This is a genomic window from Enterobacter sp. AG326, assembly GCF_004362415.1.
In the GTDB taxonomy this organism is placed as follows: Bacteria; Pseudomonadota; Gammaproteobacteria; order Enterobacterales; family Enterobacteriaceae; genus Enterobacter; species Enterobacter asburiae.
The window spans coordinates 44,503-66,245 of record NZ_SNXG01000004.1; the positions used below are offsets into that span (position 1 = coordinate 44,503).

A 21,743-nucleotide genomic window follows, 5' to 3' on the forward strand; every position below is an offset into this window, starting at 1 on the left:
CATTTTGCCGGGGTGAAGGTATCAGCCCGCACTCTCTTAGATGCTGAACGAAGATCCACACCCGCAGGTGCTTGTCGCATTCGGGTTAGTGACCACAAAGCGCGAACCTTCCAGACCCTCGGTGTAATCCACCGAACCACCCACCAGATACTGCAGGCTCATCGGGTCAACCACCAGCGCGACGCCCTGTTTCTCGATAGTCATATCGCCATCGTTAACCTGATCGTCAAAGGTAAAACCATACTGGAAGCCGCTGCAGCCGCCACCGGTAATATAGACACGCAGTTTCAGATCCGGATTGTCTTCATCGGCAATCAGGACTTTCACTTTGTTGGCTGCTGCTTCGGTAAATTCGAGCGGTACAGCTACTACGTCATCACTCATCTTATGCTCCCATGAATACTGCTATTGGGTAAAATTCACCCAATTCTTTATCTCATTATCTAATACCCTGGTAATTCATTCAAGTATTCTGCGTGGCGGCCCGCTCAGCCTCTTGTTTCGCCAGGGTACGCGCGAGGATGGTGGAGTATAGCGGTTTTCCACCCAGGAACTGGGCTAATAGTGTCGCGCCGAGACAGGTAATGATCATTGGCAAAATGAGCTGGTAATTGTCCGTCATCTCCAGCACCAGCACGATCCCGGTCAAGGGCGCACGCAGGGACGCGGCCAGCAGCGCCCCCATTCCGGCCACCGCAAAGGTCCCGGCTTCAAGGTGATAGGCGGGAAAGCCCACTTCAGCCGCCATACCAAACGCGGTCCCGAGCAGCGTACCCAGCGCCAGCATCGGGGCAAAAATCCCCCCGGGCGCGCCGGAAGAGAAGCACAGTACCGTCGTGATAACCCGGGAGATGAACATAAAGAGCAGCAGACCCACGCTGAAATTCCCCGCCGCCGCAATGGGAATCAGCCCGAACCCGCCGCCTGCGGCATTCGGCTCGATAAACCCGAGTACGCCACACATTCCGCCTAGCAGACCGCCCATCAGCACCCATTTCGTGGTGTTCCCGCCGTGAATGCGCTGGAACATATCCTGAGCGCGCAGGATAAAGGTGTTAAACAGCGGCCCCACCACGCCAAAAATCATGCCGAGGATCAGGTAAAGCCACAGGGTGTTGACCGGCGCGTTGGTGAGTTTACCCACCTCAATGACCGCTCCCTCGCCATTAAAGATGCGAAACACGATGCTCGACATAATGACGCCGGTGAATACCGCTTTAATTGAGATCAGGTTGTAGCGGAACTGCGCGCGCATCTCTTCGATAATGAACAAAATGCCCGCCAGCGGCGCGTTAAACGCGGCGGAAAGCCCCGCCGCCGCGCCGGTTGCCAGCAGCGTATGGCGCGCTTCGGCGCTTCGCATCCGAAACAGATCGCCCACCATGCGACCGACGTTTCCCCCCAGCTGTACCGTGGGCCCTTCCCGGCCAAGCACCATGCCCGCGCCCAGGGTCCCCATGCCGCCGATGAATTTAACCGGAATCACCCGCCACCAGCGCACCGGACGCAGTTCCTCCAGCGCGCCTTCAATTTCCGGGATGCCCGACCCACCGGCCTCCGGCGCGAATTTTCGCACCAGAAAATACCCCACCATGGCAAACAGCGCGGACAGCCCGAATGCCCACACCCAGACCAGCCATTCGCTGTCGGCGAAACCGGCCACGGTGCCCACTCGCCAGTTGAGTACGGCATTAACCGCTTTTTCAAACGCTACGCCAACCAGGCCCGCGAGAGTGCCCACCACGGCAGCGGCCAGCAGGATCGCCAGCGGCGTTTTATCGCGATTGAGCAGGCGCCGAATGCTGATTCGGTGCTGGGCGCGCGTAAATTGTTGTTCTTCAAAAGACGGAGAATCTGATTTCATGTCCTGTTCTTATTTGTCACACAAAAAGCCGCGAGGATTTTACCAGAGACGGCCCCACCGTCTCCTGAAAATTACTTAACAAATCTTAAAGCATTGCCCGGCTAAAAATTTCATAACCTTCCCCGAATCACATAGAATAGTGGGCTTAACCATTTTATTCGAACCAGGAACGACGCCATGAGCAAGTCTGAAAACCTCTACAGTGCAGCCCGCGAGCTTATTCCGGGTGGCGTGAACTCACCTGTGCGCGCCTTCACCGGCGTGGGCGGTACGCCGCTGTTTATCGAACGTGCTGACGGCGCGTATCTGTATGATGTCGATGGCAAAGCCTATATCGATTATGTAGGTTCCTGGGGACCGATGGTGCTGGGGCACAACCATCCGGCCATTCGTAACGCGGTAATTGAAGCCGCCCAGCGTGGCCTGAGCTTCGGTGCGCCAACCGAAATGGAAGTGAAAATGGCGGAGCTGGTGACTGAACTGGTGCCTACCATGGACATGGTGCGTATGGTGAACTCCGGTACCGAAGCCACTATGAGCGCCATCCGCCTGGCGCGCGGTTTTACCGGTCGCGATAAAATCATCAAGTTTGAAGGCTGTTACCACGGTCATGCGGACTGCCTGCTGGTGAAAGCCGGTTCCGGCGCGCTGACGCTCGGCCAGCCGAACTCCCCGGGCGTACCGGCAGATTTCGCGAAGCACACCCTGACCTGCACCTACAACGATCTTGCTACCGTTCGCGCGGCGTTCGAGCAGTATCCGCAGGAGATCGCCTGCATCATCGTTGAGCCGGTTGCCGGCAACATGAACTGTATCCCACCGCAGCCTGACTTCCTGCCGGGCCTGCGCGCCCTGTGCGACGAGTTCGGCGCGCTGCTGATCATCGATGAAGTCATGACCGGCTTCCGCGTGGCGCTGGCGGGTGCCCAGTCTTACTACGACGTCGTGCCGGACCTGACCTGCCTCGGCAAAATCATCGGCGGCGGCATGCCGGTCGGCGCATTCGGTGGTCGTAAGGACGTGATGGAAGCCCTGGCGCCAACCGGTCCGGTTTACCAGGCGGGCACGCTCTCCGGTAACCCTATCGCCATGGCGGCGGGCTTTGCCTGCCTGACCGAAGTGGCTCAGCTAGGCATTCACGAAACCCTGACCGACCGTACCACGCAGCTGGCAAACGGCCTGCTGGAAGCGGCAGAAGAGGCCGGTATCCCTCTGGTGGTTAACCACGTGGGCGGCATGTTCGGGATTTTCTTCACCGATGCGAAAACCGTGACCTGCTATCAGGACGTGGTGAAGTGCGACGTTGAACGCTTCAAGCGCTTCTTCCACCTGATGCTGGAAGAAGGCGTGTACCTCGCGCCGTCCGCGTTCGAAGCGGGCTTTATGTCCGTGGCGCACAGCGAAGAAGATATCAACAACACCATCGACGCGGCGCGCAAGGTGTTTGCGAAGCTGTAAGATGTGCGGCTTGATGCCCTCACCCCAACCCTCTCCCACGAGGAGAGGGAGCAAACACTAAAACGGCAATCTAAAGATTGCCGTTTACTTTTATTACCGGCTCTGCTTTCTCAACAGATAAATAAAGTACGGCGCGCCGATAAAGGTCGACAGCAGACCCGCCGGGATCTGATACGGGAACAGCACCATTCTTCCGCACCAGTCCGCAAACACCAGCATCACCCCGCCCGTCAGCGCCGACATCACGATATGCGGCATCGTCCGGCGGAACCCCATCATTCTGGCAATGTGCGGCGCCATTAGCCCGACAAAACTCAGCGGTCCAATCGTCAGGGTTGCCGTCGCCGTCAGGCACGCCGCCAGCAGCAGCAGGGCCACGCGCGCTGGCGTCAGCGCCATTCCCACCGCACGCGCGGTTTCGCCGCCGAGCGGCAGAATGGTCATCCAGCGGCGGCACAGCGGCACCATCGCCAGCAGCACGAGCATCACGATCCCGGACCAGACCACCTGGCTGGCGGTGGCGTTGTAGGTCGAGCCGGAAATCCAGGTCAGGATCTTCGCCATACGCGGATCGCCGCTGGCCTGCAGCATCATCAGCAGCATGGTAAATGCGGTGCTGAGCGCCATCCCGGCCAGCAGCATGCGGTGCGGCGAAAATCCGCCGCGACCGGCGGCAATCAGGATAATCATCAGCGTGACTGCCGCGCCGATACTGCCGGCAGGCATCAGCCAGCCAAACGCATTCCCCGGCACAAAGAACAGCATCAGCACCACGCCAAAGGCGGCGCCAGAGCTGATCCCCAGCACTTCCGGGCTTGCCATCGGGTTGCCGGTCAGACGCTGAATAATGCACCCCGCCACCGCCAGCATCACCCCTGCGATCAGCGCAGCGAAGATACGCGGCCAGCGCCACTGCACCAGTTCATTGAGTAAATCACCCGTCGCCCAGTGCCAGCCCACGGCATCGCGTCCAAATGAGAGCGCCGCAAACGAAGCGATAATCAGCACCGCCAGACCGGCAAGGCTAAAACACAGCACCGACTGACGTTCAGCGTAAACTTTATCGCCCGCGTCCATCGCCGGTGCGCTCATGCTGCGCAGGCGCGGGAGCAGCCACAGCAGCAGCGGCGCCCCGATAAGCGCGGTCACCGAGCCGGTGGAGACTTCCCTCCAGACCTGCGCCAGCCAGAGAATAAGCTGATCGGAAAGCCAGAGGATCAGCGCCCCAATCAGCGGCGCCAGCATCAGACGCGCCAGCAGGCGACGCGCCCCGAGCATTTTCGCCAGCAGCGGCGCAAACAGGCCGATAAACCCGATGATGCCGACCGCGTTTACCAGCAGGGCACTCAATACAATCGCCAGCGTCAGCGCCGCCAGACGAGCCAGCGACAGCGCCAGCCCCAGGTTACGCGCCACGCCATCATCCAGCCCCATGAGCGTCAGGGGGCGCAGGAGCAGCAGCGTCAGCACGACGCCGCCAGCCAGCTGCGGCCAGAGGTGCTCTACAACGCTCCAGTCGGTCTGGGTGAGCGTGCCGGTACTCCACAGGAACATGCTTTGCAGCCGATCGTGATGGAACAGCACCAGCAGCTGGTTAATCGCCCCGCAGTACAGGCTCACCACCAGCCCGGCCAGAATAAGCGTCACAGGAGAAAGGCGCTTGCCCCAGGCCACGCCAAAGACCAGCGCCCCCACCACGCACGCCCCCGCGAGTGCCGCAAACTGAGAGGTTAACGCTCCCGGCAGCGCCCACAGCGTGGTGATAGTGATCCCAAGCTGCGCGCCGGTCGCGACGCCGAGCGTGGTTGGCTCTGCCAGCGGGTTACGTAAAACCTGCTGGAACAGCACGCCTACCAGCCCTAAGCCGGCCCCGACCAAAAGGGAGATCGCCAGACGCGGCAGCAGGCTGTAGTGGAACAGCATCTGCTGAATATTGTCGATATCCGGCGAGGCCAGAGCGGCCCCCCACTGCGCGCGGGGTAAGGCCGTGGAGAGGTTGAATCCGGTTAATACCAGCGCAACCAGAAAAAACAGGGATAGCAGCAGCGCCGGGAAGCGGGCGATACGCGTACTCATGCTTTACCTCCCAGGGCTTTATCCAGCACGCGGGCAAAATGCATGGCCGACAGCGTCGCGCCGTAGAACCAGACCGCCGGGACGCGCTGGAAGCGCCTCTCGCGCACAAACGGCATCGCCTGCCAGAGCGGGGTCGCCATCAGGGTTTGCATGTCGCGTTCGTTACCGTGGTCGAAACACAGCACGTCCACATCGCGAAACGCCGCCAGACGATCGATACCCACGGTGGTACTGCCCCAGAAGGTCATCTCCCCTTCCCAGGCGTTGCGAATGCCGAAGCTGTCCAGCACCTCCTGGAACAGACAGTTTTTACCGAAGACCAGCATATGGCGGGCATCCAGCAGCGTCACCATCAGCAGTGGACGATCGCCCCGGTGAGCAAAGCGCGGCTTCAGGGAGTCTATCAGGGCATCAAATTCGTCGAGATGCCTTTTAGCCTCCGCTTCGCGGTTGAGGAAATGCGCCATCTCGTTAATCGAGTTTTTCGCCACAGCCAGCGGTTTTTTACCGTCGCTGAAGGCGAATCCACGTCCCGGCGCAATGCGCGCCAGGGTCTCCTCTGACGGGCCGTAGCCCGCGGACCAGAACAGGAACGAGGGTTTCATCTGGGTGAGCAGCTCAAGGTTTGGCTCCGTTCGCAGACCGACGTCGATCACCGAGTCCGGCAGCTTTGGCTCATTCACCCAGAGGTTATAGTTAGGAATGTCCGCCACGCCATAGGGCGTGACGCCGAGCGCCATCATCAGTTCGACCGGCAGCCATTCCAGGGCCACAATACGGTGCGGATCGACGGCGGCAGCACGCGCCGTATTCATTTTGAACAGCAGCGGCGAGAGCGCCATCGCCGTCAGCAGGCGACGGCGGCTAATGCGTGTGTTATTCAGCATCAGTAGACGAAGCTCACCGGTGCAGCCCCGGCCGGGTGAGGCAGAATACCCATCGGAATACCGTAAATATGTTCCAGCGTTTCGCTGCGCATCAGCTCTGCCGGTGTCCCCTGGGCAATCATCTCGCCCCCGCGCAGCGCGACGAGGTAGTCACAATAGCGCGCGGCCATGTTGATATCGTGCAGGACCGCAATGACCGTCAGGCCACGCTGCTGGCTCAGGCGATGCACCAGCGCCAGGACGTCGACCTGATGGGCAATATCCAGCGCAGAGGTCGGTTCATCCAGCAGCAGACAGCGGCTGTCCTGCGCCACCAGCATCGCAATCCACGCGCGTTGACGTTCGCCGCCGGACAGGCTATCCACCAGACGGTGCGCCAGCGGTTTTAGCCCGACCAGCGCAATCGCCTCTTCCACCTTCTCTCTGTCGGCGACGCCAAAGCGCCCAAGCGCACCGTGCCACGGATAACGCCCAATCGCCACCAGCTCACGCACCGTCATCCCTTCCGCCTGCGGCAGCTGCTGCGGCAGATAGGCCACTTTGCGGGCAAAGGCTTTACTGCTCCAGCTCTCCAGCGGTTGGCCATCCAGCAGAATATCGCCTTCTGAAGGCGGCTGATGGCGCCCCAGCATCTTGAGCAGCGTGGATTTACCGGAGCCGTTGTGACCAATCAGGCCCGTCACTTTACCGGCAGGGAACGTCAGAGAGAGCGGATGCAGCAGCGTGCGCCCGGGTACGCGAAAAGAGAGATGGTTGAGCGTAAAGGTGGTGTCGGGTTGCGTTTGAATATCCTGCATATCAGCCAACTTAAATAAAAAGGGCACGGCGAACCGTGCCCGAAGAGAGATTAGAAGCGGAAGGTCGCGGTGGCAACAACCTGACGTTCAGCACCCCAGAAGCAGCCGTAGGTATTGAAGCAGCTGGCAACGTACTCGCGATCGAACAGGTTGTTCACGTGCAGCGCCACGTTTGAGCCCGCCATACCAACGCGTGCGAGATCGTATCTGACCAGCGCATCGACAACGGTGTAGCTGCCCACCTTGAAGGAGTTCGCCGGATCGCCATAGCTTGAGCCCGTGTAACGCACGCCGGTACCCAGCGTCAGGCCAGACAGCGCACCGTCAAACAGGGTGTAATCGCCCCACAACGATGCCATGTGTTTTGGCACCTGAGCTGGCGTGTTGCCTTTGTAGGTGGTGTCCGTGGTGTATTCCGCATCAGTATAGGTATAAGAACCCACCAGGTTAACGCTCGCAGACAGGGCCGCTTTCGCTTCCACCTCTACGCCACGCGCGCGGATTTCACCGCCCTGAACCGAGAAAAAGGAGCCCGCCGGATCCGCCATCAGGTTGTTAGTTTTGGTCAGCTGGTACAACGCGCCGGTGACGACGATCGGACGATCGTTAGGCACGTATTTCACGCCCGCTTCGTACTGTTTACCTTTAGACGGCGAGAACAGTTTGCCCTGGGCATCGGTCTGCGAAGCCGGTTCAAACGATTCGCTGTAGCTAAAGTACGGAGTTACGCCGTTATCAAACAGATAGTTAACGCCACCGCGCCAGGTGAACTGGGTATCATCACGTTTGGAGGTGGTGTTCGTTACGCGGTTGTAGGATTCCTGATCGGCCCAGTCATAACGGCCGCCCAGGGTTACCAGCACTTTATCCCACTGCGCCTGATCCTGAACGTACAGCCCCGTCTGTTTCTGACGGTTGAGGATCTGATATGGGCCGGAGGTCGCGGGATCTTTTGAGCTGAAATCAAAATCGCTGTTCACCGGATTGTAGAGATCCAGCAGCGGAACAGAGTCGTCGTAACCAAACCAGGAGTTGATGTCATTTCGCATGCGCATAAAGTCAACGCCGGTCAGCAGAACGTGGTCCACCTCGCCGGTTGAGAATTTGCTCTGCAGCTGGGTATCAACGGTAAAGTTCTGCAGCTTTTCGTTATCAACAACGTATTTACGCGCCAGATAATGGCCTTTGTCCGATGGCGCTAACGCGGCACACTGTTTGTTGCCGCTGTTTGCCGGGTCGGTACAAACGCCATAACCGTATACGCTGTTTTGCGAGGTTTTGTTCTCGGCAAAGCGCAGGTTCTGACGCACGGTAAAGGTATCGTTGAACTCGTGGTCGAAGCTGTATCCCACCATTTTCTGGTTACGGGAATAGGTATTGTTCTTCGCGCCTTCGTTGAAGTTCGTCGGCAGACGATCGCCGTTCGGCAGCGGATCAACCGTTCCCTCTTTTGGCAGCCAGCCGTAGTAGCCCGTTTCAGGCTCGTTCTGGAAGTAGGAGAGGAACGTGAAGGTGGTTTTATCATCCGGACGCCAGGAGAACGATGGCGCAATGGCGTAACGCTGCTCTTCAGCACGCTCCTGCTGAGCGTTATTAGAACGCGCAACGCCCGTTAAGCGATAAGAGTAAACGCCGTCGTCGTCGATCGCATCGCTAAAGTCGAACCCGGTCTGGAACAGGCTATCCGTGCCGACTTTGAACTGGATCTCTTTCAGCGGCTCGGTTGTTGGGCGCTTACTGACCATGTTCAGCAAACCGCCCGGGCTGCTTTTGCCGTACAGAACGGAAACCGGACCGCGCATGATTTCGGCGCGCTCCAGCATATAAGGATCAATCACCGCGTCGTTATAGAAGTTCCCCTGCATTTTCATGCCGTCGAGGTAGTTATTCTGCGTCTGGCCATCGGCCGCGAAGCCGCGAATGATCAAATAGTCATAGGTGTTAGACGCGCCGCGCGTGCCTACCGCAACGCCCGGCGTATAGCTCAGGGCTTCTTTCACCGAGCGCGGCTGATGCAGCGCCATCTCTTCGGCCGTGACCACAGAAATAGACTGTGGAACCTTTTGAATCGGGGTATCCGTTTTGGTCCCGGTCGCGGATTGCCGTGCGGCGATGGTCGCAGCAGGACCCCAGGCACTTTCCTGTGCCGCAGGTGCTGCGGTTACCGTAATGGTTTCTTCTTTTTTCGGGGCTTCGGCCGCGTGAGCATAAGCAGACATGCCGGCAACCGCTGTGGCGACGACGACCGCGAGCTTACGCAGCGACGTGTTCATTGACTGAGCAGTATTGGAAAGCGCCATGTTGAATCTCTGATGTGAAAGTGAATGATAACGTAAACGAGAATTATTATTATGAGCGCCAGAATAATATGCGAAACGCTGGTTGCATAGCAAGCTGTAAGCGGCCCTATGAGAATTAAGGGTTTAAGAAATCATCAAGAGAAAACGAAGGGTTAATCAGAGTTAAAGCGAGGGTTAACGAAATGAGGTTTACGGGTAAAAAAAGCCCCCTTCCAGGGAAGAGGGCTTTAAAAGGTTAGTTACCGCCGAACATGTCTTTAATCCAGCCCGCGACACCGTCGCTGTCTTTCTTCTCATTCTGCTGCTGCGGCTGTTGCTGCTGCGGCTGCTGTGGTTGAGAAGACTGGTCGAACGGGTTACCCGTTGGCTGTTCTGGCTGGCTTTGCTGGCACAGCGAGTCCGGGTTTGCGGTCCAGACAGGCAGCGTACGCATTCCGCCGCCGCAGACGAAGTTACCGGAGCTGTCCACGCCCATATCGACGATATCTTCCGGCGCAACCAGATTCAGCGGCACAGGAGACTGATTCGCCAGATAGCGCTGGTAAATCGACATCGCCCCGCTCGCGCCGTACAGCTTGGTCGGCTGGTTGTTGTCGCGGCCTACCCAGGTGATCACCACTTCGCGGCCATCAATACCGGCAAACCAGGTATCGACGTTGTTGTTGGTGGTCCCGGTTTTACCCGCAAGATGCAGACCCGGATACTTCGCGCCCAGCTGACGCCCGGTGCCGCGCTGCACGACCTGCTGCATCGTCCACAGCGTCATATAGGCGGCCTGAGCAGGAACGGCACGCTCCGCCTGCGGGAAGCTCTGATACAGCACGGAACCATCTTCGGCAATCACTGAGCGCAGGGCAGACAGCGGCGCGCGGTTGCCCCCGCTGGCAATGGTCTGGAACGCCTGCGCCACTTCGATCGGCGTCAGGTTAAGCGCACCGAGGATCATCGCCGGCACCGGGTGCAGCTGATCTTTCGACACGCCCAGTTTTTGCCAGGTATCGACAATCGCCGGCAGTCCCAGCGACATGCCCAGGTTCACCGTTGGCACGTTCATGGAACGGGTCAACGCATCCACCAGCATGACCTGGCCGCTGAACTGTTTATCATCGTTCTGCGGTGACCAGACCTGGCCGTTAGGCTGGCGCAGGGAGATCGGCGCATCCGCAATCCAGGTATTCAGGCGATACTGATTTGGCTGGCTCAGGGCTGTGAGGTAGGTTGCCGGTTTTGCCAGAGAGCCGATTGAGCGACGCGCCTGCATGGCGCGGTTGTAGCCTGCAAACTGCGGCTCGGCGCCGCCCACCATGGCGCGAACTTCGCCGGTGTTACGGTCAACCACCACCATCGCGGTTTCCAGATCGCTCAGCTTACGCTGTTTCTTCAGCGCCGGAATGCCTTCCACCGCCGCTTTTTCGGCCGCATCCTGCGCCACGGAGTCAAAGGTGGTGAAGATCTTCACGCCGGAGAGATCTTTGACCTTATCACCGAGCTTGCTTTGCAGCTCCTGACGCACCAGCTGCATAAACGCAGGCTGAGGCGAAATCACGCCGCCGCGCGGCTGAACGCCGAGCGGACGCGCGCTCAGCATGTCGTACAGCTCCTGGTCAATCACCTGCTGCTGTTGCAGCAGACGCAGAACGAGGTTACGACGCTCCAGCGCCAGTTTCGGGTTACGCCACGGGTTATAAATGGACGCCCCTTTCACCATGCCCACCAGCAGCGCCTGCTGGTCCAGGCTCAGCTCTTCTACCGGACGGCCAAAGTAGTACAGGCTCGCCAGCGGGAAGCCGCGGATTTCGTTATCGCCGCTCTGACCGAGGTACACCTCGTTCATGTACAGCTCAAGGATACGATCCTTGCTGTAGCGCGCATCCATCAGCACGGCCATGTAGGCTTCGTTCGCTTTACGCCAGTAAGAGCGTTCGCTGGAGAGGAACAGGTTCTTCACCAGCTGCTGGGTCAGGGTACTCGCTCCCTGCACGGTACGACCGGCAGTCAGGTTAGCCAGCACCGCACGGCCAATCGAGTAGAGGCTGATGCCATCGTGCTCGTAGAAGTGACGGTCTTCGGTTGCCAGCAGGGTATCGACCAGCAGATCCGGGAAGCCGTTACGCGCCACGAACAGGCGCTGCTCGCCGTTTGCCGACGAAAGCATGGTGATCAGACGCGGATCGAGACGGAAGAAACCGAACTGACGGTTGTTATCCATGTTCTCGATGGTGTCCAGACGATCGCCGTCAAAGGTCAGACGCGCGCGCACCTGCCCCTCTTTGCTGTCCGGGAAATCAAACGGACGACGGATCATCTCAATGCTGTTGGACTGCACGGTAAATTCGCCAGGACGGGTCATTTTAGACACCTGACGATACTGGGTGGCTTCCAGCAGTTTGACCATCTCGTTCTTGGTGATGGACATATCTGGCTCAAGGTTCACCATACGGCCATACACTGCCGCAGGTAGCTGCCAGACTTTACCGTCGATACGGCTGCGGATCTTCTGATCCAGATACACGCCGTAAATCGCCATCAGCACGACAAAAACAATAAACAGCTTCAGCAGCAGCCAGAACCAGCCGCGTTTGCCCCGAGGCTTACGCCCTTTGCCTTTTCCATTACGCGGCATCGGTTCTTCATCCTCATAATCGTCTTCATAGTCATCGTCATAGTCCTCATCTCTGAGGCGACGACGGCTTACCTTTTCTTTCGCCGGACGCGTTGGTTTTCCCTTACGTCCTATTGGCTCGCGGTCATTCCCCGCCATGCTTTTTCTCCGCAACTTTCAGGCGCAAAGGCCAGATTTTCTTTTCTTTCACAGGCCTGTGAAAGAAGAAATCTCTCAAAATTTGTTTTCTCCCTCTCCCCGTGGGAGAGGGCCGGGGTGAGGGCATCAGGCCGCACTCCCCTCTTTCACCTAACTTACGAATACTTCTTCGTTCGCCGTGTCGGCGCCGTATTCGCCGGATCGTCCGGCCAGACATGTTTGGGATATCGCCCCTTCATCTCTTTCTGCACTTCACGGTAGCTTCCCGCCCAGAACGCCCCCAGATCTCGGGTGATTTGTAATGGACGATGCGCAGGCGACAGCAGCTCAAGCACTAACGGCACACGCCCTTCCGCAATGGACGGCGTGGTGGCTTCACCAAACATCTCCTGCATCCGAACCGCCAGCGCCGGCGGATTATCCTCATGATAACGGATGGCAATCCGGCTTCCGGTCGGCACAGTGTAATGCCCTGGCAGTTCACTATCCAGACGTTGACGTAATGACCAGTCCAGTAAATTCTGTAACGCTGTCTTAACATCAAGCGCCTTAAGGGCTCGCAGAGAGTGTACGCCGCTCATTTGCGGCAGTAGCCAGCGCTCAAGCGTAGCGAGCAGCGTCTCGTCATCCACCGCGGGCCAACTATAGTCCGGTAGCCACTTCGCGGCGCAGTGCAGACGAATGCGGTACTGCTCCGCTTCCGGCGTCCAGTTCAGGGCGCTCAGCCCTTTTTCCCGAATGCCGTTCAGCATGGCCTGATGAAGCTCTTCTTCCGACGGCTTCGCCAGCGGCTTCGTTCCTAACGTCAACTTACCAACCTGGCTGCGACGAAAGGCCTTAAGCGTGCCCTGGGCGTCATCCCATTCCACGATATCAGATTGCTGAAGCAGCTGCGGACAGGCACGCGTCAGGGCGTCAATCTCTACGGCAATCGCCTGCAGGATGCGCGCATCCGGAGAATGGCTGCCCTGCAGCAACAGCGGGGCGATCAGCCATTCGTGACGCGTCAGCGCATCATCGCTGTCCAGCATCGCCCCCATGCCGTTTGCCAGCTGGTAGCGACCGTCCAGCCCGCGCCGACGCGCGATCCTGTCCGGGAAGGCCTGGGCCAGCAGGAAGGCAATCTTATCGCTGTCAGGCGCACCTCCCCGGCTATTCAGGCGTTTGCACAACTGCTGCGCCCGCTGCTGCCAGTTCCCCTGGCTGCGCGAAAACGCCTGACCCAGATCGCTGCTGCCACCGCGAGGCGGCTCCTCAAGAATAGCCGCCAGTTTTGCCGCCGTGGCAATTTCATCATCCCCTTGCGCGGCCACCAGCATCGCGGCCAGACGCGGATCGTTGCCCAGCGCCGCCATTTTCTGGCCGCGCGCCGTCAGACGCTCGCCTTCCAGCGCGCCAAGCTGCGTCAGCAACGTGCGCGCAGCGGTGAGGTTTACGACAGGAGGAGGATTAAGCCAGGTGAGCTGTTCAGGGTTCGGGCAACCCCACTGGAGCAGATCCATCACCAGACCAGACAAATCGCTTTGTAAAATTTCCGGCGTGCTTTGCTGTGCAGCGCGTTCAGCCTGCTCCGCGCTGGTCAAATGCAGGCATATGCCCGGCTCAAGACGCCCCGCGCGGCCCGCGCGCTGCACCATCGACGCCTGGCTGATGCGCTGCGTCAGGAGTTTAGTCAGCCCGGTACGCGGGTCAAAGCTTGCCACCCTCTCCAGCGCGCTATCCACCACCAGGCGAATCCCTTCAATGGTCAAACTGGTTTCAGCAATGTTGGTTGCCAGCACCACCTTGCGCTGCCCCGCCGGTGCCGGAAGAATCGCTTTACGCTGCTCCTGTAGCGACAACGCGCCGTAGAGTGGGCAAAGCAGCACGTCGCCGCCTACGCGGGTAGAAAGCTGCTCCTGCACGCGCTGGATTTCGCCCACGCCCGGCAAAAACAGCAGCAGGGAACCGGCTTCCTGGCGCAGCAGCTCAGCCGTGGCAATGGCGACGGCCTCGTCAAAACGCTGATGGGAGGGAAGCGGCTGATAGCGGCGTTCAACCGGAAACGCCCGCCCTTCCGAGCTGATGACCGGCGCATCGGGTAACGCCTGTCGTAGCCGCTCGTTGTCCAGCGTAGCCGACATAATAAGCAGCCGGAGATCGTCGCGCAGCCCCTGCTGCACATCCAGCAACAGGGCGAGGGCCAGATCCGCCTGCAGGCTGCGCTCGTGAAATTCATCGAGGATCACCAGCCCGACGCCGTTCAGCTCCGGATCGTTTTGCAGCATGCGGGTGAGAATACCCTCGGTGACCACTTCAAGACGCGTAGTCGGGCCAACGCAGGTCTCGGCACGCATCCTGTAACCTACCGTTTCGCCCGGTTTTTCATTCAGCAGTTCCGCCAGACGCTGCGCCACGTTGCGCGCGGCCAGCCTGCGCGGCTCCAGCAGGATAATTTTCCCGCTGATGTTTCCGTCTTTCAGAATCTGCAGCGGCAGCCAGGTGGACTTCCCCGCGCCCGTAGGGGCATTTAGCAAAACCTGCGGGGCATGGTGTAAGGCAGCGAGAAGCTCAGGAAGAATGACGGCGACCGGCAATGAGGACACTAACAGCTCCAGAGGGTTAACATTAATCGGCGTACATTGTAGCATCGGCGCATATCATTACCGAGTCCTCCGTATGTCTGAGTCGAAACGGCTATTTTTTGCCATTGAATTGCCCACCGCGATACAGCGTCAAATTGTTCGCTGGCGCGCCGATTGCTTTCCGCCGGAAGCGGGCCGTCCTGTCGCGGCGGCCAACCTGCACCTGACGCTGGCCTTTTTGGGCGACGTCAGTGCCGAAAAACAGCGGGCGTTAGCCGCAATGGCCGGGCGTATTGCCCAGCCGGAATTTACGCTGCACCTCGACGACGCGGGACAGTGGCTGCGTTCGCGCGTGGTCTGGCTGGGCACGCGCCAGCCGCCGCGCGGATTGTTACAGCTGGCAAATATGCTGCGCGCGCAGGCGGCGCGCAGCGGCTGTTATCAGAGCCCACAGCCGTTTCATCCACATATCACGCTGCTGCGCGATGCCGGCCAGGCCGTTGCCATCCCGCCGCCGGGTTTTCACTGGGCCTTTCCGGTCAACGCATTCGCGCTCTACGAATCCGTCTTTGCACAGGGACGCACCCGCTATACGCCGCTACAGCGCTGGACGCTGGGCAACACCGAAAGGAATTCCGATGAAGTTTAGTCCTCCCCTGCAGCACGCCACGCTTATCCAACGCTACAAACGCTTCCTCGCCGACGTGATTACCCCCGAAGGGGTTCAGCTCACCCTGCACTGCCCCAATACCGGCGCCATGACGGGGTGTGCGACGCCAGGTGACAGAGTCTGGTATTCCACATCAGAAAATAGTAAACGCAAATATGCCCATACCTGGGAAATGACCGAAACCCAAAACGGGGCATTTATTTGCGTTAACACCCTGCGCGCAAATCAGCTGGTTAAGGAAGCGCTGACCCTTGGCGCCATTCCCGAACTGGTGGGATATGGCACCCATAAAAGTGAAGTGAAATATGGCGATGAAGGCAGCAGAATTGACTTCATGTTACAGGCGGAAGACAGGCCCGAGTGCTATATTGAAGTAAAATCAGTGACGTTAGCGGAACAGGAAAATGGCTACTTCCCGGATGCGGTAACGCTGCGTGGCCAGAAGCATCTGCGAGAGCTAATGAGTGTTGCGGCGGCGGGCAAACGCGCCGTATTGCTGTTTGCGGTGTTGCATTCAGCCATTGAACGTTTCTCCCCTGCCCGCCATATTGATCCTAAATACGCGCAATTGTTGAATGAGGCACAAAAGCAGGGGGTAGAGGTTTTCGCTTATAAAGCGGAACTTTCTGCCGATAATATGACTCTGAGATCGTCTCTTCCCATTGTCTTATAAGGGATTAGACGATTGACGAATAAGTGTTCTGGCCGCGTGCGCAAATACGCTTTTCCTCACAGGCTTGTCAAGTGTTACGTTTAGATAATTGCCATACGGAAAAGCATCTGCTATTTATAGCGACCTGATTTTTCCCCCAACACGGGGATCGATAGTGCGTGTTAAGGAGAAGCAACATGCAAGAAGGGCAAAACCGTAAAACATCGTCCCTGAGTATTCTCGCCATCGCTGGGGTGGAGCCGTATCAAGAGAAGCCGGGCGAAGAGTATATGAACGAAGCCCAGCTGTCGCACTTCAAGCGTATTCTTGAAGCATGGCGTAATCAACTCAGGGATGAAGTCGATCGCACCGTTACTCATATGCAGGATGAAGCTGCTAACTTCCCGGATCCGGTAGACCGTGCCGCTCAGGAAGAAGAGTTCAGCCTCGAACTGCGTAACCGTGACCGCGAACGCAAACTGATCAAAAAGATCGAGAAAACGCTGAAAAAAGTCGAAGACGAAGATTTTGGCTACTGCGAATCCTGCGGTGTTGAAATTGGCATTCGTCGCCTGGAAGCGCGTCCAACCGCCGATCTGTGCATCGACTGTAAAACGCTGGCCGAAATCCGCGAAAAACAGATGGCCGGTTAATACCAGCGCTGTTTACACACTCCAAAGGCGGGAGTCTCTCCCGCCTTGTTACTGTTGATATGTCTGAATCACACTATATTGGGCGCTTCGCGCCATCTCCTTCCGGTGAATTACACTTCGGCTCATTAATTGCCGCGCTCGGCAGCTACCTGCAGGCTCGCGCCCGCCTGGGAAAATGGCTTGTCCGCATTGAAGATATTGACCCACCACGTGAAGTTCCCGGTGCTGCAGAGACGATTCTGCGTCAGCTGGAACATTACGGTCTTCACTGGGATGACGAGGTGCTCTGGCAGTCAAAACGTCACGAGGCTTATCGGGAACGTCTGGCCTGGCTTCGCGATCGGGGGCTTTCCTATAACTGCACCTGCACCCGCGCGCGTATCCAGAGCGTAGGTGGCGTCTATGACGGCCACTGCCGCACGCTTAATCTTCCCCCGGAAAATGCCGCCGTACGTATAAAGCAGCGTGCCCCGGTGACGCGCTTTACCGATCTCCTCTCCGGTGAGATTCATGCCGATGAACGTCTGGCGCGTGAGGATTTTATTATTCACCGCCGTGACGGCCTGTTTGCCTATAACCTGGCGGTGGTCGTCGACGATCGTTTCCAGGGCGTGACGGAAATTGTGCGCGGGGCGGATCTGGTCGAACCGACCGTGCGACAAATATCGCTCTATCATCAGTTTGGCTGGACGGCACCGGACTACATTCATCTGCCGCTGGCGGTCAATGCGCAGGGCTTTAAATTGTCAAAGCAGAACCACGCCCCGGCCCTGCCAGACGGCGATCCGCGTCCTGTTTTGATCGACGCGCTGCGATTTCTCAACCAGAATGTAACCAACGAATGGCAGGATCTGCGAATTGACGAACTGCTGAAAATGGCCGTTGCCAACTGGACGCTCGCGGCAGTGCCAAAAATCCAGCATTCTCAAATGCGTTGCGCTGAGCTATGATTAGCCGCTTTTTTCATAACAAAACACACTACGAGGTGTACCATTTTTACCCGAGTCGCTAATTTTTGCCGTAAAGTGCTAAGCCGCGAAGAGAGCATGGCGAACGATGCTATTGCACAGCCACACATGTCGGTTATTCCGCGTGAGCAGCACACTATTTCCCGCAAAGATATCAGTGAAAATGCCCTCAAGGTGCTCTATCGTCTGAATAAAGCGGGCTACGAGGCCTATCTCGTGGGCGGTGGAGTACGTGATTTACTGCTGGGCAAAAAACCAAAAGATTTCGACGTGACGACCAGCGCCACGCCTGAGCAGGTGCGCAAATTATTCCGCAACTGCCGTCTCGTTGGCCGCCGTTTCCGTCTGGCTCACGTCATGTTTGGGCCGGAAATTATCGAAGTGGCGACCTTCCGCGGCCATCACGAAGCGGGCGTATCGGATCGCACGACGTCCCAGCAGGGCCAGAACGGCATGCTGCTGCGCGATAATATCTTCGGCTCTATCGAAGAAGATGCCCAGCGCCGCGATTTCACCATCAACAGCCTTTACTACAGCGTGGCGGATTTCACCGTGCGCGATTACGTCGGCGGCATGCAGGACCTGAAAGAAGGTCTTATCCGTCTGATCGGCACGCCGGAAACGCGCTATCGTGAAGATCCCGTGCGTATGCTGCGCGCCGTGCGTTTCGCCGCCAAGCTGGATATGCGCATCAGCCCGGAAACGGCAGAGCCGATTCCGCGTCTGGCTACGCTGATTAACGACGTGCCGCCTGCCCGCCTGTTCGAAGAGGCGCTGAAGCTGCTGCAGGCCGGCCACGGCTTTGAAACCTACAATCTGCTGCGCGAATACAACCTGTTCCAGCCGCTGTTCCCGACCATTACCCGCTACTTCACCGAAAGCGGTGACAGCCCAATGGAGCGGATGATTGCGCAGGTGCTGAAAAATACCGATACCCGTATTCGCAACGACATGCGCGTCAATCCGGCGTTCCTGTTTGCGGCGATGTTCTGGTATCCGCTGCTGGAAACGGCCCAGCGAATTACCCAGGAGAGCGGGCTTGCCTACTATGATGCCTTCGCGCTGGCCGCAAACGACGTGCTGGACGAAGGATGCCGTACGCTCGCTATTCCAAAACGTATTACCACGCTGGTACGCGATATCTGGCAGCTTCAGCTGCGCATGTCCCGTCGTCAGGGCAAACGCGCCTGGAAGCTGATGGAGCATCCAAAATTCCGCGCCGCCTTCGATCTGCTGTCGCTGCGTGCTGAAATTGAACGCAATCAGGAGCTGCAGCGCCTGTCCCAGTGGTGGGCCGAATTCCAGGTTTCCGCACCGCCGGAGCAAAAAGATATGCTCACCGGGCTGGATGAAGAGCCGGAACCGCGTCGCCGTCATCGTCGTCCGCGCAAACGCGCGCCGCGTCGTGAAGGGACAGCATGACCCTCGCGTATATCGCCATCGGCAGCAATTTAGCCTCTCCGCTGGAGCAGGTGAACGCTGCCGTACAGGCGCTGGGGGAGATCCCGCAAAGCAAGATCGTGGCGGTCTCCTCTTTTTACCGCACGCCGCCGCTGGGTCCGCAGGATCAGCCTGATTATCTGAACGCCGCCGTGGTGCTTGAAACTGCTCTGAATGCCGAAACGCTGCTGGATAACACCCAGCGCATCGAACTGCAGCAGGGCCGCGTACGCAAAGAAGAACGCTGGGGACCGCGCACGCTGGACCTCGACATTATGCTGTTTGGTCACGAGACCATTAGCACTGAACGTCTCACCGTTCCGCATTACGACATGAAAAATCGCGGGTTTATGCTCTGGCCGCTGTTTGAAGTCGCCCCCGATCTCATCTTCCCGGATGGCATCCCACTCAGGACCATTCTGGACAACCTCAACGCGGAAAGACTCGCCCGCTGGTGATCCGGTTCCCCTGCCGATTAACCTCAAAATAATTGTGGCTAACAGGCTACCTAAAATCATTGTTCCCCCGAATGTTACTGTTAGAATGCGCAAAGATTCGCTTTTGGGCTATCAGGAAACAGTATGAAACCAACCACCATCTCCTTACTGCAGAAATGCAAACAGGAAAAAAAACGCTTCGCCACCATCACCGCGTATGACTACAGCTTCGCCAAACTCTTTGCCGAAGAGGGTATCAACGTCATGCTGGTCGGAGATTCGTTAGGGATGACGGTACAAGGACATGATTCCACCCTGCCGGTCACGGTTGAGGATATCGCTTACCATACGCGTGCGGTGCGCCGTGGGGCTCCAGCCTGCCTGCTGCTTTCCGATCTGCCGTTTATGGCCTATGCAACGCCGGAGCAGGCATTCGAAAACGCGGCAGCGGTCATGCGTGCTGGCGCTAACATGGTCAAAATTGAAGGCGGCGCCTGGCTGGTGGATACGGTGAAGATGCTCACCGAGCGCGCCGTGCCGGTGTGCGGCCATTTGGGCCTGACGCCGCAGTCCGTCAACATCTTTGGTGGATATAAAGTGCAGGGCCGCGGTGACGCCGCCCAGACGCTGTTTGATGATGCCCTGGCGCTGGAAGCCGCAGGCGCCCAGCTGCTGGTGCTGGAGTGCGTGCCGGTTGAGCTGGCGAAGCGTATTACTGAAGCCCTGTCGATTCCGGTGATTGGTATTGGCGCAGGCAACGTGACCGACGGTCAGATCCTGGTGATGCACGACGCCTTTGGCATCACCGGCGGGCATATTCCGAAGTTTGCCAAAAATTTCCTCACCGAAGCGGGCGACATGCGCGCTGCGGTCAGGCAGTATATTGCCGACGTTGAATCCGGTGTTTACCCGGGTGAAGAACACAGTTTCCATTAAGGAGTCTCGTTGTGCTAATCATTGAAACCCTGCCGCTGCTGCGCCAGCATATCCGTCGCGCGCGTCAGGAAGGTAAACGTATCGCACTGGTCCCGACCATGGGCAACCTGCATGACGGCCATATGAAGCTGGTTGACGAAGCAAGAGCCCGTGCAGATATCGTGGTGGTCAGTATCTTCGTTAACCCAATGCAGTTTGACCGCGCCGACGATCTGGCACGCTATCCACGCACCCTGCAGGAAGATTGCGAGAAGCTCAAAAAACGCCATGCGGATATTGTCTTCTCTCCGGCACCGGCGGATGTCTATCCTCAGGGTACCGATGAGGCCACTTACGTTGACGTACCGGGCATTTCCACCATGCTGGAAGGCGCAAGCCGCCCGGGTCATTTCCGCGGCGTATCGACCATCGTCAGCAAGCTGTTCAACCTGGTGCAGCCGGACGTTGCCTGCTTCGGTGAGAAAGATTTCCAGCAGCTGGCGCTGATCCGCAAGATGGTTGCGGACATGGGCTACGATATCGAGATTGTTGGCGTACCGATTGTACGCGCGAAAGACGGTCTGGCGCTCAGCTCGCGAAATGGCTACCTGACCGCCGACCAGCGTAAAATCGCGCCGGGCTTAAGCAAGGTCATGAACACCATGGCAGAACAGCTGCTGGCGAAAGAGTTAACGGCCGAAGAGATTATTGCTCTGGCTGAACAGGCGCTGAACGATAAAGGCTTCCGCGCTGATGATATTCAAATTCGCGATGCCGACACGCTTCTGGAGCTTACACAGACCAGCAAACGTGCGGTCATTCTGGTGGCGGCATGGCTTGGTCAGGCCCGCCTAATCGACAACAAAGTGGTTGAACTGGCGTAGGTTTCTCTACCCGGAAGATGAAAGGTAAACGTAATGATTCGCAAAATGCTGCAAGGTAAGCTTCACCGTGTGAAAGTCACCCAGGCCGACCTGCACTATGAAGGCTCCTGCGCCATCGACCAGGATTTCCTTGATGCTGCGGGCATCCTTGAAAACGAAGCGATTGATATCTGGAACGTTAACAACGGCAAACGTTTCTCAACCTACGCCATCGCCGCCGAGCGCGGGTCTAAAATCATCTCCGTTAACGGCGCGGCAGCGCACTGCGCGGACGTGGGCGATATTGTGATTATCGCCAGCTTCGTGATGATGTCTGATGAAGAAGCACGTCGCTGGCAGCCGAAAGTTGCCTACTTTGAAGGCGACAACGACATGAAACGTACCGCGAAGGCGATTCCGGTTCAGGTTGCTTAAGCA

The 21,743-nt window shown here is 58.1% G+C and carries 18 protein-coding genes; 10 read left to right on the forward strand and 8 right to left on the reverse strand.

Features of this window, described 5'->3' with window-relative positions:
* Window positions 1–36: 36 nt before the first annotated feature.
* Both erpA and clcA read right to left on the reverse strand, forming a co-directional pair.
* Window positions 37–384 carry an iron-sulfur cluster insertion protein ErpA gene (erpA, locus tag DFO52_RS14635; RefSeq protein WP_023310446.1) on the reverse strand — a complete coding sequence of 116 codons (348 nt, stop codon included), beginning with the start codon at window positions 382–384 and terminating at the stop codon, window positions 37–39.
* A gap of 79 nt (window positions 385–463) precedes the next feature.
* On the reverse strand, window positions 464–1,864 hold the full coding sequence (gene clcA, locus DFO52_RS14640) for a H(+)/Cl(-) exchange transporter ClcA (RefSeq protein ID WP_039260615.1): 1,401 nt from the start codon (window positions 1,862–1,864) through the stop codon (window positions 464–466).
* Between the two features lie 177 nt (window positions 1,865–2,041).
* On the opposite strand from clcA, the gene hemL reads away from it, so the two are divergent.
* Entirely contained in the window at window positions 2,042–3,322 is a 1,281-nt protein-coding gene (gene hemL, locus DFO52_RS14645; protein WP_133550651.1) for a glutamate-1-semialdehyde 2,1-aminomutase, read from the forward strand.
* A gap of 93 nt (window positions 3,323–3,415) precedes the next feature.
* On the opposite strand, the gene fhuB is transcribed toward hemL, so the two are convergent.
* The 6 genes from fhuB to hrpB all read right to left on the reverse strand — a co-directional run bounded on the left by fhuB (window position 3,416) and on the right by hrpB (window position 14,728).
* Window positions 3,416–5,398, reverse strand: a complete 1,983-nt coding sequence (gene fhuB / locus DFO52_RS14650) for a Fe(3+)-hydroxamate ABC transporter permease FhuB (protein WP_133550652.1) — start codon at window positions 5,396–5,398, stop codon at window positions 3,416–3,418.
* On the reverse strand, window positions 5,395–6,285 hold the full coding sequence (gene fhuD, locus DFO52_RS14655; protein ID WP_133550653.1) for a Fe(3+)-hydroxamate ABC transporter substrate-binding protein FhuD: 891 nt from the start codon (window positions 6,283–6,285) through the stop codon (window positions 5,395–5,397). Before fhuD ends, fhuB begins: the two co-directional genes overlap by 4 nt.
* Window positions 6,285–7,082, reverse strand: a complete 798-nt coding sequence (gene fhuC / locus DFO52_RS14660) for a Fe3+-hydroxamate ABC transporter ATP-binding protein FhuC (protein WP_029741212.1) — start codon at window positions 7,080–7,082, stop codon at window positions 6,285–6,287. Before fhuC ends, fhuD begins: the two co-directional genes overlap by 1 nt.
* Before the next feature lie 50 nt (window positions 7,083–7,132).
* On the reverse strand, window positions 7,133–9,382 hold the full coding sequence (gene fhuA / locus DFO52_RS14665) for a ferrichrome porin FhuA (protein ID WP_133550654.1): 2,250 nt from the start codon (window positions 9,380–9,382) through the stop codon (window positions 7,133–7,135).
* A 235-nt stretch (window positions 9,383–9,617) separates the two neighbouring features.
* Window positions 9,618–12,143 carry a bifunctional glycosyl transferase/transpeptidase gene (gene mrcB / locus DFO52_RS14670; protein ID WP_029741214.1) on the reverse strand — a complete coding sequence of 842 codons (2,526 nt, stop codon included), beginning with the start codon at window positions 12,141–12,143 and terminating at the stop codon, window positions 9,618–9,620.
* A gap of 155 nt (window positions 12,144–12,298) precedes the next feature.
* Complete coding sequence (gene hrpB, locus DFO52_RS14675; protein WP_133550655.1) at window positions 12,299–14,728, reverse strand: ATP-dependent helicase HrpB; 2,430 nt, start codon at window positions 14,726–14,728, stop codon at window positions 12,299–12,301.
* A gap of 73 nt (window positions 14,729–14,801) precedes the next feature.
* On the opposite strand from hrpB, the gene thpR reads away from it, so the two are divergent.
* The 9 genes from thpR to panD all read left to right on the forward strand — a co-directional run bounded on the left by thpR (window position 14,802) and on the right by panD (window position 21,740).
* Window positions 14,802–15,356: an RNA 2',3'-cyclic phosphodiesterase gene (gene thpR / locus DFO52_RS14680; protein ID WP_133550656.1), complete on the forward strand. Its 555-nt coding sequence runs from the start codon at window positions 14,802–14,804 to the stop codon at window positions 15,354–15,356.
* Entirely contained in the window at window positions 15,346–16,050 is a 705-nt protein-coding gene (gene sfsA / locus DFO52_RS14685; protein WP_047646650.1) for a DNA/RNA nuclease SfsA, read from the forward strand. The genes thpR and sfsA overlap by 11 nt, the downstream gene beginning before the upstream one ends.
* Before the next feature lie 176 nt (window positions 16,051–16,226).
* The gene (gene dksA / locus DFO52_RS14690) at window positions 16,227–16,682 is read left to right on the forward strand and encodes an RNA polymerase-binding protein DksA (RefSeq protein WP_001155232.1); all 456 of its coding nucleotides are present in this window, start codon (window positions 16,227–16,229) and stop codon (window positions 16,680–16,682) included.
* Between the two features lie 59 nt (window positions 16,683–16,741).
* Entirely contained in the window at window positions 16,742–17,632 is an 891-nt protein-coding gene (gene gluQRS / locus DFO52_RS14695) for a tRNA glutamyl-Q(34) synthetase GluQRS (RefSeq protein WP_029741654.1), read from the forward strand.
* A 42-nt stretch (window positions 17,633–17,674) separates the two neighbouring features.
* Window positions 17,675–19,072: a polynucleotide adenylyltransferase PcnB gene (gene pcnB / locus DFO52_RS14700; RefSeq protein WP_071789389.1), complete on the forward strand. Its 1,398-nt coding sequence runs from the start codon at window positions 17,675–17,677 to the stop codon at window positions 19,070–19,072.
* On the forward strand, window positions 19,069–19,548 hold the full coding sequence (folK, locus tag DFO52_RS14705) for a 2-amino-4-hydroxy-6-hydroxymethyldihydropteridine diphosphokinase (RefSeq protein WP_133550657.1): 480 nt from the start codon (window positions 19,069–19,071) through the stop codon (window positions 19,546–19,548). The genes pcnB and folK overlap by 4 nt, the downstream gene beginning before the upstream one ends.
* Window positions 19,549–19,671: 123 nt before the next feature.
* A complete protein-coding gene (gene panB / locus DFO52_RS14710) occupies window positions 19,672–20,463 on the forward strand; it encodes a 3-methyl-2-oxobutanoate hydroxymethyltransferase (RefSeq protein WP_014882600.1) in 792 nt (263 codons plus the stop codon).
* A gap of 11 nt (window positions 20,464–20,474) precedes the next feature.
* Window positions 20,475–21,326 carry a pantoate--beta-alanine ligase gene (panC, locus tag DFO52_RS14715; RefSeq protein ID WP_023310431.1) on the forward strand — a complete coding sequence of 284 codons (852 nt, stop codon included), beginning with the start codon at window positions 20,475–20,477 and terminating at the stop codon, window positions 21,324–21,326.
* Between the two features lie 33 nt (window positions 21,327–21,359).
* Entirely contained in the window at window positions 21,360–21,740 is a 381-nt protein-coding gene (panD, locus tag DFO52_RS14720; RefSeq protein ID WP_006810068.1) for an aspartate 1-decarboxylase, read from the forward strand.
* The last annotated feature ends 3 nt before the right edge of the window (window positions 21,741–21,743 follow it).

Excerpts from the sequence above, each read along its gene's own strand:
- hemL (WP_133550651.1), top strand. The coding sequence starts at position 2,042 with ATGAGCAAGTCTGAAAACCTCTACAGTGCAGCCCGCGAGCTTATTCCG.
- gluQRS (WP_029741654.1), top strand. The coding sequence starts at position 16,742 with ATGTCTGAATCACACTATATTGGGCGCTTCGCGCCATCTCCTTCCGGT.
- panB (WP_014882600.1), top strand. The coding sequence starts at position 19,672 with ATGAAACCAACCACCATCTCCTTACTGCAGAAATGCAAACAGGAAAAA.
- fhuD (WP_133550653.1), bottom strand. The coding sequence starts at position 6,285 with ATGCTGAATAACACACGCATTAGCCGCCGTCGCCTGCTGACGGCGATG.
- mrcB (WP_029741214.1), bottom strand. The coding sequence starts at position 12,143 with ATGGCGGGGAATGACCGCGAGCCAATAGGACGTAAGGGAAAACCAACG.
- sfsA (WP_047646650.1), top strand. The coding sequence starts at position 15,346 with ATGAAGTTTAGTCCTCCCCTGCAGCACGCCACGCTTATCCAACGCTAC.
- folK (WP_133550657.1), top strand. The coding sequence starts at position 19,069 with ATGACCCTCGCGTATATCGCCATCGGCAGCAATTTAGCCTCTCCGCTG.
- panD (WP_006810068.1), top strand. The coding sequence starts at position 21,360 with ATGATTCGCAAAATGCTGCAAGGTAAGCTTCACCGTGTGAAAGTCACC.
- clcA (WP_039260615.1), bottom strand. The coding sequence starts at position 1,864 with ATGAAATCAGATTCTCCGTCTTTTGAAGAACAACAATTTACGCGCGCC.
- fhuB (WP_133550652.1), bottom strand. The coding sequence starts at position 5,398 with ATGAGTACGCGTATCGCCCGCTTCCCGGCGCTGCTGCTATCCCTGTTT.
- thpR (WP_133550656.1), top strand. The coding sequence starts at position 14,802 with ATGTCTGAGTCGAAACGGCTATTTTTTGCCATTGAATTGCCCACCGCG.
- fhuC (WP_029741212.1), bottom strand. The coding sequence starts at position 7,082 with ATGCAGGATATTCAAACGCAACCCGACACCACCTTTACGCTCAACCAT.
- erpA (WP_023310446.1), bottom strand. The coding sequence starts at position 384 with ATGAGTGATGACGTAGTAGCTGTACCGCTCGAATTTACCGAAGCAGCA.
- dksA (WP_001155232.1), top strand. The coding sequence starts at position 16,227 with ATGCAAGAAGGGCAAAACCGTAAAACATCGTCCCTGAGTATTCTCGCC.
- fhuA (WP_133550654.1), bottom strand. The coding sequence starts at position 9,382 with ATGGCGCTTTCCAATACTGCTCAGTCAATGAACACGTCGCTGCGTAAG.